The following is a 13605-nucleotide window of genomic DNA, read 5'->3' as shown; positions in this document are numbered from 1 at the left end:
ACATCCCCGTCCCGTGCAACCGGGACTGGCGCACAGCGTAGAAAGGACAGCGGAAAATGGTTCAGGCTCCTTTGCCACTGGAGTATTCCCAGCTTTCCGATGAGGAAACGCATGAGCGCATTCGCCGTGCGAAACAGTTGCTGGGCGAGCGCGTGGTGATCCTGGGTCACCACTACCAGCGCGACGAGATTATCCAGCACGCCGACTACAGGGGCGATAGCTATAAACTCGCCCTTGATGCGACCCGCCATCCCGACGCGGAGTTCATCGTCTTCTGTGGCGTGCACTTTATGGCGGAAACTGCCGATATCCTCACCCCCGATTACCAGAAGGTCATTCTGCCGAACATGTCTGCAGGCTGTTCGATGGCGGACATGGCGAACATCTATCAGGTGCGCGCCTGCTGGCGCGAGCTTACCAGCCTGTTCCCACCCGACAGCATCGTGCCTGTGACCTACATGAACTCCGCCGCCAACCTGAAAGCCTTCTGTGGCGAGCGTGGCGGTATCGTGTGCACCTCCTCCAATGCCAGAGCCATCCTCACCTGGGCTTTGCAGCAGGGCGAGCGTGTGCTGTTCTTCCCCGACCAGCATCTCGGGCGCAATACGGGTATCAAGATGGGTATAGACCCTGATACCGAGATGGTGGTGTGGAACCCCGACCTGCCCCTCGGTGGCAACATGGAGGAAGCTCTGCGCCGCGCGAAGCTCATCCTGTGGAAAGGACACTGCTCGGTTCACATGCGCTTTACGGTGGCGCAGATCGAAGCCGCCCGCAAGATGTATCCGGGCATCAAGGTGGTGGTGCATCCCGAATGCCGTCGCGAGGTGGTAGAAGCGGCAGACTGCGACGGCTCTACCGAATATATCGTGAGGGTGATTCGCGAGTCGCCGCCGGGCAGCCAGTGGGCGGTCGGCACGGAGATTAACCTGGTGCACCGCCTCGCCGCGGAGCATCCCGATAAGTTCATCATGTGCCTGGACCCCATCGTGTGCCCCTGCTCTACGATGTACCGCATCCATCCGTCCTACCTGTGCTGGGCGATGGAGAATCTGGCGCAGGGCAACGTGGTCAACCAGGTGAAAGTGCCCGAAGACATCGCGCACTGGGCGCGTGTGGCGTTGAACCGCATGATCGAGGTTACCGAAGCCGCCAGACGCGCCGAGACGTTAGCTGCAGCCGCGCAATGAGAAGTCTGCGGCGAAAAACCTTTTCCCCAGCCCCTCTCGCTCCGCGAGAGGGGCGCCATCTGCGGCTCACTGTGCAGTCATCGGTCACCGCGCTCCTGTTTGCGGTGCACGCACTAGTCTGCCTATCCCAGCCTGCTCTGGGGCAGGCAGAGGTGTTCCGAGCGCGTATCGTGCTGCTTCCGGGAGGCACGGTGAGCATCAGTGTGGACGGAGGCACACACTTCACGACCATCGGGCGTGTTATCGCTCTGCCCCAGCGTTTAAGCAATTCCAAACTCCCCCCGCGCACAGCGGCGGTTCAGGGCAAGGGACTGTGGCTGCTACAGCATAACGAGACTCAGAGCGTCGGTCTCGCAGCGGCAAATGTCCAGTCCCTCACCGCTCTGCGCACCGACATCCCCGCCGAGTCGGTGCTTTTCCGCGACTTCGGACAGGAGATCTCTGTGCGGCTGCTGCAACAAGAAGGGCGCATGGCATATTCCCTGCTTCCGGGGCATCGCTACCGTGTGGGCGACGTGTGGGTGCTGCAGGTGCTGGTACAGGACGAGGCAGGCGCGCAAGCGATGCGCGAGACAGTAGCGGCTGCTCTGCCAGGCGAGTCGCGGGAGGCGATCAAGCGCAGTATCCAGCGCGCAGAAAAAGCAAACCTGCCTGTGGTCAACGGCATCCTGAACCTGGAGGTTACCGCCCGCCACTCCGAGACGGTGCAGTTCGTGTTTTTCAGCGTGGACGGTTACCCCGTCGGCACGTCCAACGTGCTACCCACCATCTTCCGCTGGGACAGCACACAGGTTCCCGACGGCGAGTATGTTCTGGAGGCACGCGCAGTCAACACAGATGGGCGGGAGGTGGCACTGGTGCGCAAACGAATCCTGGTCAAGAATGGACAAAGTACGTAAGTGCAGGCAGGTAATGAAGCGGTTCCGGCGAATGTCTGACAGCGGGGATAACCAATGTTGCTTTCACTGATACGATTCATAGGAGCATTACTGACCATGACGAACAACCCTCAGCCGGTCGTGGAGTACCTCGCCGACTTGCAGCACCGCCTCGTGTACGTGCAGCAGGGCTGGGGCGAGCTGGGCATCAACACCTGCGCACACGCACCCGGGCAAACTCCTCTGCCCCTGCGTATCCGCGATAAGCAGTACGCCAGAGGTGTAGGGCATCATGCGCCCGGCGAAATCGTCATAGACCTCAACGGTGAATACGAGGCATTCGAAGCGGAGGTCGGGGTGCAATGGCAGAATGGTAATGTGGGCAGTGTGGTCTTTCAGGTTTACGTGGACGGCAAAAAGCGTTTTGACAGTGGTGTGATGCGCGAAACCGATGCCCCCAAACCGGTACGCGTGTCCGTCAAGGGAGCAAACGAGCTCAGGCTGGTGGTAACCGACGCCGGAGACGGCATCACCTGCGACTGCGCGAACTGGGCGGAGGCGCGTCTGACGCGTGCCCGTCAACCTGCCAGAGCGCAACGGCAGACCCTGCGCGTGGATATCGCTCCCTTTGCGCGGGTGATTACCTCGGACCCGAATCGAACCGAGGGTTGCCGCGCAGGACGCACCGAAGAGTATCTTGCGGAGGACATCTTCTTGGAACAGCCGCTGCTTCCCAGCTCCAACGGCACATACGCAGTGCCCCCTGGTGCCAATGGCCGGGGCAGTATCGGTTTGCAATGGCTGGAGAGAAGGAGGCTGGAGGAGCTGCGCCTTCGCTTCGCCTCCACACCGCCACCATCGGAGACGGTGCAAATGCAGGCATGGGTGGGCGAGTCACACTGGCAGGGCCGATGGGTTCCTGTCTCCGCGTCCATCGAGCAGGCGGAGCAGGAATGGGTCATCCGTCCGGACTGGCGAGGCATCGCAGGGGTGACCTACGGCGTGCGGAAGGTGCGCTGGGTTTTCGACCCCGTGACCGGGCCTCTTTCCATTCGCTCCATCCACGCCTTTACCAGTTCTCGCTGGGACGAAACAGAGTTGACACTCCGCCTGCAATCCGCGCGACAGGTCTCTATCCGCATGTATAACGGCGAGATTGTGCTGGATGAGAATCCGACACACGAGACGCAATGGGACGGGCAGACGCCCCTTCGCCTGCGTGTTCGCTGCAGCCGTGCCTCCCTGCTTAAATCCGACCGCACCGTGCTGCGCATTCGCCTTTCCGATAGCGCGTTTGGCGTGGCAGTAGATGACGTGCTGACGAACGGCGCGGTGTACGTACCTCATGTGGGCTTGCTGGTATCTCGAGACCCTGATCTGACCATAGAGCAATACCGGCGCAGAATCGCACGGCGCAAGACGGTGCTGGAGCGCGTTCGTCGGCTGCCCGAACAAACCTTCGCACAGGCGATGGAGAAGACGCATCACAAAGTGCAGAACAACGGTCCCATGATGCTTTCGCTGGCGTGCGACAACCGCAAATTCATCGTAGAACGCGATGGCACGCTCCGTAAAGAGGAGCTTCAAATACAGCCTCTGTACGCGGGCGGAAAGGCGCAGTGGACGGAGCGACACCTGCATCATGGCTGGCTACCTGTGACTGTCATGACGTGGCGGGACGGCGGTATGGTATATCGGCAGACCGCTTTTGTGGCGCCGCTGGACGAGAACCCCATCCCCGATTCGAACGGCTGGTTGTACGAACGCGCCGCCTGCTTCGTGCTCATCGAGGCAGAGAACACCGGTTCACACCCCAATACCGCACAGTTAGGATTGCTGGTAAAACCCGAACCGCAAATCCAGCCTCTTGCCAGCGGCTTCCAGATAGGGCATGGACAAACGGTTTCGGCGATAGTGCAACCTGCGGGCGACGGCTGGGCTGGGGAAGCTGGGGAAGGCGGCATTCGCTTCAGTACCTCGGTTCCCCCCGGCGACAAACGAAGCCTGCTGCTCGTGCTTCCGGCGTGGGAGATGTCGGCAGAAGAAGTAATCCCCACACTGTCACCGCAAGACGCTCTTACCAGAACCGAGCGATACTGGCAGTCGGTCATGAGTGAAGCCACGCGCATCGAAATCCCAGATGCCGACCTGATGAACGTGATTCGGGCGTCGCAGGTACACTGTTTGCTCGCCGCCCGCAACGAGGAAAACGGCAAACGTGTTGCGGCGTGGATTGCGTCGATGGCATACGGACCCCTGGAGAGCGAGGCGCACTCGCCCATTCGTGGGATGCTGTTACTGGGGCATCGCGAGTTTGCCCGCCGTGCGCTAGAGTTCTTCGTGCATCGTTACCACCCTGCGGGTTACCTCACCACAGGATACACGCTGATGGGCACGGGCTGGCATCTGTGGACACTGGGCGAATACGTTGCACTCACGCGGGATAGCGGGTGGCTCCGCCAAGTAGCGCCGGCGGTGGAGAATGTGTGCCGGTGGATTGTTCGCCAGCGGGAAAAGACGATGCAGCGCGCTCCCGACGGTGAACCTGTACCGGAGTATGGGCTGATGCCTCCGGGCGTGATGGCAGACTGGAATGCCTACGCCTACTACTTTGCGCTCAACGGCTACTATTGCGCAGGACTGTACCATGCTGCACGTGCCCTCGCCGATGCCGGCATTGCAGGCGCAGAGGAACTGCCTCAGGAGTCACAGCGTTTTCGCCGGGATATCCTGCGGGCATACCGGCAAACACAGGCACAGATGCCTGTGGTGCCCTTGCAAGACGGCACATGGGTGCCCGGCTCGCCGTCGCAGGTACACTGCCCTGCTCCCACCGCGCATCTGTTCCCCGGCGAGGATGCCAACCGCAGCTGGGCATACGATGTGGAGCTCGGCGCACACCAGCTGGTTCCTCAAGCCGTCATCCCTTCCGACTCGCGCGAGACAGGGTGGATAATGGACTACCTCGAGGACGTCGCCTTCCTACAGAGCGGCTGGTTCGATTATCCTGCCGAACAAAACCACAAGGACTGGTTCAATTTGGGCGGCTTCTCCAAAGTGCAACCCTACTATACGCGCAATCCGGAAATCTACGCTCTGCGCAACGACCGCAAGCCTTTCATCCGCTCCTACTTCAACATGCTGGCTTCACTGCTCAACGAGGAAACGCTCTGGCTCTGGGAACACTTCAACAACACCGGCGCGTGGAACAAGACGCACGAGACAGGTTATTTTCTACAGCAGACACGCTTCATGCTGGCGATGGAGCATGACAACGAACTGTGGCTCGCCCCCCTCGTGCCGGGCCACTGGCTGAAAGACGGACAGAGCATCCATGTACAGAACCTGCTCACCCGATTTGGCACAGTCAGCTACCGCCTTCGCTCGTGCCTCGCACAGGGAGTCATCGAGGTAGAGGTGACGCTCGCGGATGTTTCAGACGGCGTTACCACCTGCCTGCGCCTCCCCCATCCGGACGGAAAGCTCATCCGGCGCGTGGAAGTGAACGGACAACCACACAATGACTTCACAGGCGACTGCGTGAGGCTGCAGCCGGGTGCGGGAAAGACTATGGTTCGTGTCTCTTTTTGAGAACGAGCACGTGGCGAGGTATGGCGCAGAAAACGCACCCCCCTAAACTGCGTGTCTGCAGAACCGACTAGGAGTTACGCAGTTGTAAGACTATCCGAGAGTTTCCGATGTAAAGCGACATCATCTGTCATTCTGAGTGGAGCGAAGAATCTCTTTTAACGGGCTGAGATGCTTGGCTTTCGCTCAGCATGACAGTAAAGTGTCAGTGCAATCACTGAAAAAAGCCTGACTCGTTAGATGTTCATCGCAACTGCGTAACTCCTACCGAGAAAAATACGAGACAGAAGGAAAACATGGATACTCTTGAAAATTTACTCATGCTAACCTATAATGATTCAGGGTTACGCGGTTGGAAACGGCGGTTCTACAGGCACTATTGTGTCCACAGCGATAGGGCACAGTCAGAGCAGATTGCGAAGGTCACCCGCCTTCTCGCTGCGTAACTTCCGAAGGCAAAAAACCCATACGCCATGGAGGAGCCGATGACTGTAAGAGATTACAGATTATCAGTAAAACTATGGCCTGGAATCTGCACACTGCTCGTCTTTCTTCTCTATTCGTCCGCGCACGCGCAATCGGGCTTCGAGCAGATAGGCCACTATCCCGGTGACTCGTTCGGAGCGATGCAACTGCGCGGAAACTACGCCTATACCACCGGCACTGGTAATATCCTCGTCATCTACGATGTAAGCAATATGCGTCTTGTGTATCGCCTGCACGCGCCCTCCCACGATATGTTCGGCTATCAGGTGGTACTGGCAGGCAACTACGCCTATGTGCTGACTGCGTTCAAAGGGCGTCCAGGTGGCGCCATCAAGGTGGTGGATATTTCGAATCTGTCCTCGCCGCGTGTGGTGGGCGAATATACAGGAGGCAGCTTCGACGGGCTGATTATTCACGGCAATATTGGCTATGTGAGCAGGGGTTCCCAACTGCATGTGTTGAACCTGAGCAATCCTGATAATCCCCAACTTATCCGCACCGTGTCGCTGAGCGCGTCGCTGGGCGGAGACGGGGGAACCGTAGTCGGCAACCGGCTCTACCTGTGTGAAAGCACAGCAGGTCTTAGCGTGTGGGACCTCTCCCAGCCTGATAACCCACAACGGCTGGGCATTATCGGTAACATTGGCGTTGCGCGCGCCGTTCACGTGTCCGGCAATTATGCCTTCGTGGCCGCAGGTCAGTGGCTTGGAGGTATTCAGGGCGGACTGCGCGTGATTGATGTCTCCGACCCTGCCAATATGCGCGTCGTTGGCTTCTATCCGGAAGGCGATAATCCGACTGCCCCTCTCATCCATGTGGACAACTACCTGTACATGCCAATCATGGATTGGGGATTCAGCCTTGTGTTTGACATCTCCGACCCTGCCAATCCCCGCATCGTTGGCAGCATGGAAGGGCAGATTGGTGGTGCGGATGCGAGTTCCAACCTGGCTGTGAACTTCAGCAACACAAAGCTCTTTGTCTACGATATCGCCACTCGCGACGCCCCCGTGTTGCGTCGTACCTACACTGGTCGGGTGCCCTACGCGCTCGCTCACCGGTCCGGATTTGTGTTTGCGGCGGAGGATGGTCTGTTCGGGGTGTATGATGTCACCAACCCAGCCGCCATCTCAGGTGCAGGCGTGGCGGTGTTGCCCGCCAGGTTATCCGGTGACCCGCAAATACAGGTGCAAGACACCCTTGCTGTCGTGTCCTACTCTACCGGAGATCTCACGAAGGCGGTGACGCTGATCGACATCGCCAACCCGCGTAGCCCCTCCATCCTCAGCCATTACGGGGCGAATACGAACGTGGAAGACATCGCGCTCACGGGCAACATTCTTTTCGTCGCCCACCTCAACGGTCTGGATGTGGTGGACATCGCGAACCGCCTGGCTCCTGTACGAGTGCACCGCCAGAGCGCGAGCTACTCCAATCGCCCTGTGGCGCTGGAAATCGGCGGGGTTGGGGGTAACCTGTTGTATAGCGCGGACTACGACCGCAAGCTGCGCATCTATGACATTTCTAACCCTGTGTCTCCAGTGCTGCGTGGGGAGGTGGAGGTGGCGTCCTCTTCCTACGTGGCAGACCTGGCTGTGTTGGGAAACGTAGCCATCGTCACGCTCAGCAGCGGCGATGCGGTGGCGGTCAACGTGGCAGACCCCACACAGCCGCAGGTGGTGGCGAGGTGGGACAATCCACGACAGGCGATTGCAAAGCCGCGTGTGCAGATGGCGGACGGCATCGCCTACGTTACCGACGGGTATACCCTGTCTGCTTTTGACCTGTCGCTGCTGCCCGTGTTTTCGCCGGTAGCGCGGTGGGAGGGCAGTGCCTATCATGCGGCCTCCGCGGGCGCACTGGTCTACGTGGCGGCGGGAGAGGTAGGTCTGTACGCCCTGCAACGAGGCACAGGTGGTGAGTTCGCGGTGCTGGAGGTCGCGCCGTCACAAGCAGCCCCGGCGGGCACAGTGCGGGTGAACGTATTCGGCGACGGCTTTCAGGATGGGGCAACCTTCCGCCTGGAACGCAACGGCGACCGTATTGATGCAACCGACGTCCAGTTCGTCTCTGCAGGACAGCTCACAGGCACGCTGAACGTGGACGGCAAGCCTGACGAGAGTGTGTGGGACGTGGTGGTGCGCAACCCCGACGGGCGCGAGGCGCGAAAGGGCGGGGCTTTCCTGATTGCGTACCCGCGCCCGGTGGTGACAGGTGTTTCGCCCGCCAGTGCTGCCAACCTGGGTCAGGTGGAGCTCACTGTTAGCGGCAGTAACTTTGAGGAAGGGGCGACCTTCTGGCTGGAGCGAGAATCGGAGCGCATCGATGCGCTGAACGTCTCCCGAGTGGACGCATCACGCCTGCGCGGCACGGTGGATGTGGACGGTAAACCCGAAAACAGCCGATGGGATGTGGTAGTGCGCAACCCCAACGGTAAGACGGGACGCCTGCCGCAGGCGTTCACCATACAGCGTGCGGTACCAGCCATCAGCAGCGTCAGCCCCGAAAGGCTGTTCCCGCGCGTGGTGACAGTGACCATCCGCGGCAGCGCTTTTGCCCCAGCTGCGCGAGTGGAGTTTCGCCCAGCGGATAGTTCTGGTCTCAGCGCGCTGACCCCATCAGAAGCACGGGTCACCAGCCAATCAGAGATACAGGCGACGTTCGATTTTTCACCGTACCGAGACTATCTCGCGCGCAACTTCCGTTTGTCTGGACGCATCGTCGTTGCCAATCCCAACGGGGAACAGGCTTCTCACAACATCAACGTCGTAGCTCCCTCTGTCGATTTCGTCGTGCCATCTGAGATTGTGGTTGACCCAGCCGAACCGCAGCCGCTGCAGCTGGAATTGCGTGGTGCGTTCGACCCCACCCTGCCTGTGACGGTTCAGCTGCGTTCGGACATGGGCACAGTGTCTCCTGCGCAAGACCCGCGCGTCGAGGCAGAACGTGTAGTCGCGACTTTTTCTGCTGCGGATGTGGTGAACCTGGCTCCCGCTAAGGGATACTGGTACTGGCAAGTGGTGGTAGAACAGGATGGCTTCAGGAGTTCCCGATATGTTCAGGCGCGTTGGCCGCTATGGCTGGATGGGGTGTCTCCGAATATCGGCTTCTGGAACCAGCTCATCGGGATACCACTAACGTTGCAGGTCTATGGTGCTGGTTTTGACAACAGCGTGCAAGTTTTCCTCGACAACGGCACTGTTCGCGTCGCTGCAGAGCGGCTGTCGGACATTAGTTCGTATGCGCTGAAGGCGCAATTCAATCTGTCCAACCTGCCCAACACCGCATACGATGTGGTGCTGAAGAAAGGCCGGGCTGAGGTGCGCCTGCGCTCTGCGCTCTCGCTGGAAACGCCTCAGGATGACCCCATCCAAGTAACCACGTGGGCTGCACCTACAGACCTTCGCATCAATCGCCCTGCACCCTTCACCATTAGTGTCAGGGGGCGTGTTCCGCTACCGCCGCAACTCATCCGTATCTACGTGGAAGGACGGGGAAGCTATTGGATTGGCTCGGAGTTGGCGCCAGGACGCATGTATGACGAGTACTGGTTGCTGACGGAGCCGCTGGATGCTTGGAGCGAATTTCCGTATCGGTTCTTCGTCCTGCCCTACGGAGAAGCGACGGGCGCGGGCGTTGCCGATACACTCAAAGCCGATTGGATTAACCCGCGCAACCCCTTCGACTGGGAAGGATTTGCGGCGGAGCGACCAGCGAACGTGCCCGCGGAAGAGTGGAGGTCGCGCGTGCTGCGTGCCAGAGAGCGGATAGGTACAACGGTTCAGGACGTACTGAACTACCTCTATCCGCTCATCCGTAACCTACCCGATCCCAGCATCCGTTCCGACTTCCGCGCTCTGCTCACATACACCATTTTAGGGGCGTCCATAGACATTGGAGACTTCGCCACGAGAGGCAGGAGCGACCAGTTTACCTATACAAACGTATACCTCTTCAATGGCCTCAAAGACGGCAACGCGAGGACGCCGAACCTGACCACAGTGTCCACGGGACTAACTGGGTCTACCCAACTGGTGATTAACGATCAAGCGGCGAGGCAAACCATCCAGAGCGCCCAAAACGTGTATATCCTCACGCATGGCTACGGAGGTTACTTTGAAAATGCGTTGGATCCCTCCGTTGCTAAGCGAGATGACTTCAACAGGCTGGCACAAACTATCAAAGAGAAGGACCCGAACGCAGCTGTACTCATCCTGACATGGCAGGAGGCAGCTACCAATCCAATCATATTCGTCTCGGGCACTCAGGTCGGTCCTTCAGCGCAGAGCTTTGCCGCACAGCTGCAAGCGATTGGCATCGACACGAACCGCCAGAAAGTCACCTTTATTGGCGAAAGCTATGGAACATACGTGAACGGTGGTATTGCGAAGCAACTGGCGGCACAGGGGAACTACAATTTTAACAACGTCTACTGGATCGGCTGCAATCCTGCGAGCGAGAAGAGCGGACAGAGCCCGTTCAATTGGGTGGGCAAAGGAGTCTTTAAGGTGGCGGTCGCTTTGCAGACCAACTCACTGGCTGACACACAGTTCAAAGGATTCGCCGACTATCATATTTATCTCAAAACGGACAAAACAGATACTGTCGGCTTACACACATCGGGTATAACCGCCCTGACGCAGGCAATCAATGCTGACAGCGGGTGGTTAACTTTCAGCCCTGAGTTTAGACAAAGGTTGCAGAGCGGTAAAACCGACGACCGGGCGCAGTTCGTCTTTGACTTGGACGCTGGAGCGACATTCGGCTTCACTTATGATGGCACGCTCGACGCGGCTACTGGACAATACAATCCGGCCGAAAGATACCGCATACTCAACGACGGTGTCTTGCCATCCAAGCCGAAGAAAGTATCCTCTGCGCCAGACAAGAACTTACAGGTTTCCCACAATATGCGCACGTGGGCTTCTCGAGACCCCAACGAGAAGTTAGGTTCGGTTGGCGTTGGCGCACGCAACTACATCAACGCAGGTGCGTCCATCGGTTACACCATCTTCTTCGAGAACGTCGCCACCGCTACCGCCGCGGCGCAGACGGTGGTCATCACTGACCGCATTGACCCCACTCTGTACGACCTGAGTACCTTCTCGTTCGGGCCAGTGTGGGTAGCTGGAAGGCTGATTAACGCCCCGCCCGGCGGAACGACCTTCCGCACCGATGTCGACCTGCGCCCGCAAAACAACCTGCTGCTGCGCATCACCGGCAATCTGGACACAGTCACCGGCTGGATCGAGTGGCGCTTCGAGTCGATAGACCCAGAGACGGGACTGCCGACCGAGGACGTGCTGGCAGGATTCCTGCCGCCCAACCAGAACCCGCCCGACGGCGAGGGCTGGGTTACCTTCAGCGTGCGACCTAAACCTGACCTGCCCGACGGCACAGAGCTGCGCAACACCGCCACCATCGTGTTCGACGAAAACGAGCCGATTCAGACCAACGTGGTGGTGCATACCATCGATGCCGTGCCGCCCACTGCCCGCGTGAGCGTGCTGCCGGAGACGCAGCCCCTGCCGCGCTTCGTGGTGCGCTGGACTGGCGAAGATAGTGGCAGCGGTGTGGCGGAATACAGCGTCTACTACCGTGAGGACGGCGGTCCCTGGCAACAGTGGATTGGCGCGACCAGCCGCACGGAGGCGGTGTTCGTCGGCCGATTCGGCAGCAGCTACGAGTTCAAGGTGCGCGCCAGAGACTATCTGGGCAACGAGGAACCCGACTCCGACGAGCCAGAGGCGCAGACGCGCGTGGGACAGCCCCCCACCATACCCGCTGGGCTGCGTCTCGTGACCCTGCCCGTGTTCACAGAGAGCCGCGACACCCGCGTCACGCTGAACACGGAGCCAGCGCAAATAGCCTGGTTTGACCCGGCAACTAATCAGTACGCGATTGCGCCCGCTGCGGAGACGGTGTTCCAGCCCGGACGCGCCTTCTGGGTGCGGCTGGCGCAGGATACACAACCCGACATCAGCGGCGAGTTGCCAGCGATGCATCAGCCGTTTGCGGTCAACCTGCAACCTGGCTGGAACCTCGTGGGTAACCCATGGCTCACCGAGTGGGAGTGGAATGTGCAGGCGATTCAGGTGCAGCACAATGGACAGACCCTCTCGCTCAACGACGCAGGCAATCTCGTGGAGCCTTACGCCTGGCGATGGGACGGCAGCCAGTATCAGCTGGTGTACGATGCCTCCATCCTGAACGGCGTGACCAACCGCGTGCAGGCATGGGAAGGCGTGTGGATGTTCGCGCAGCAGCCGGTGCGCCTGCTGATTGCCCCGCCGAACACCCGCGCCGCATCTTCGAGTCGGGCGAACCGCAGCGAGAAGCCCGGCTGGTCGGTCACACTGTTGGCGCAGGCGCAGGGCAAGGTCGGACAGGTCATGTTCGGGGCAGCGGAGGGCAGTCGTGCGCTTTCGGTGGCGCAGCCGCCGTCGCCGCCGGGTGGGGAAGTCGGACTGCAGATACGCCTGGTGCGCAACGGACAGCCGATGCTGGCGGACATCCGCTCCGACACTCGCTCGACCCGCAACACATGGGAGGTGGAGGTGCAGGTGCCCGCTGGCGACGATGACAGGGCGACCCTGTGGTGGCAGAACGTGCATCGCGCCCCACGCGGGGTGAACCCGGTGCTGGTCGACCTGCAGACGGGTGAGCGACGCTTCCTGCGCCACACCAGCTCACACACCTTTGCGGTCAGTCGTCAGGGCGGTACCTACCGCTTCCGCATCGAGATGGTACCGCAGGGCGAGCTATTGCGCATCACGAACGTGCGCGTGAGCGGTGGACGCTCGCAAGGGTCGTACACTGTCTCGTTCGATATCAACGCGGGTGCGCAGGTGGAGGTGAATGTACTGTCCGCAGGCAAAGTGGTGCGCCGCCTGATGAACACCATCACCCGCTCGGAAGGCATCCAGCAGGTGAGCTGGGATGGACGCGACGCGCAGGGTATCGCCCTGCCTGCGGGAGCCTACATGGTGGAAGTGAGAGCAACAGGCACCGACGGACAGGTTGCGCGGGTTACCGTTCCCGTGGTGCTGACGCGATAAGGAGGGGGAATGCCGATGCGGAGGATAGCTGGCGCCGTGCTGGTGACAATGATGCTTGCCTTGTGGGGTTGTGGTGGCGGGGGAGGTGTGCCTGACACCACGCCCCCCGTTATCACCAACCTGCAAACGCGCTACAACGAGAGTAATCAGCTAATCGTGCAGGCGGACGTTGCTGACCCTGAGAGCGGAGTGGCGCAGGTATGGGTGGTGCGCGTCGGCCTGGGTCCCGAAGCCACAGAATTAGCGATGCAGAGCGCAGGTGGAAACACCTATCGTGCGGTGATTTCATCGCCCACCGCCAGAGTTCGGGTGAAGGCGCGCGATCGGGCGGGTAACGAAGCGCTCACGGACGAAACGCGCATCACGCCGCCTCCGCCACCGTTGTGAGCGAGAAAGGAGGGTACT

General features: G+C 60.0%; 5 protein-coding genes. All 5 read left to right on the top strand.

All coding sequences use genetic code 11. The annotated features are described in order from the left end of the window. Positions 1-56: 56 nt before the first annotated feature. The 5 genes from nadA (at position 57) to K6U75_05655 (ending at position 13587) form a co-directional block, all read left to right on the top strand. Positions 57-1190 carry a quinolinate synthase NadA gene (gene nadA / locus K6U75_05675; protein ID MCL6474524.1) on the top strand — a complete coding sequence of 378 codons (1134 nt, stop codon included), beginning with the start codon at positions 57-59 and terminating at the stop codon, positions 1188-1190. Positions 1191-1342: 152 nt separating this feature from the next. After that, a complete protein-coding gene (locus K6U75_05670; GenBank protein ID MCL6474523.1) occupies positions 1343-2089 on the top strand; it encodes a hypothetical protein in 747 nt (248 codons plus the stop codon). A gap of 54 nt (positions 2090-2143) precedes the next feature. After that, positions 2144-5659: an NPCBM/NEW2 domain-containing protein gene (locus tag K6U75_05665; GenBank protein ID MCL6474522.1), complete on the top strand. Its 3516-nt coding sequence runs from the start codon at positions 2144-2146 to the stop codon at positions 5657-5659. Between the two features lie 482 nt (positions 5660-6141). After that, positions 6142-13200, top strand: coding sequence for a hypothetical protein (locus K6U75_05660; protein ID MCL6474521.1), 7059 nt, complete (start codon positions 6142-6144; stop codon positions 13198-13200). A gap of 15 nt (positions 13201-13215) precedes the next feature. Further along, complete coding sequence (locus K6U75_05655; protein MCL6474520.1) at positions 13216-13587, top strand: hypothetical protein; 372 nt, start codon at positions 13216-13218, stop codon at positions 13585-13587. Positions 13588-13605: the final 18 nt, after the last annotated feature.

It is taken from the genome of Bacillota bacterium (assembly GCA_023511455.1).
Lineage (GTDB): Bacteria > Armatimonadota > HRBIN16 > HRBIN16 > HRBIN16 > HRBIN16.
This window is presented reverse-complemented; position numbering and strand designations above follow the sequence as displayed.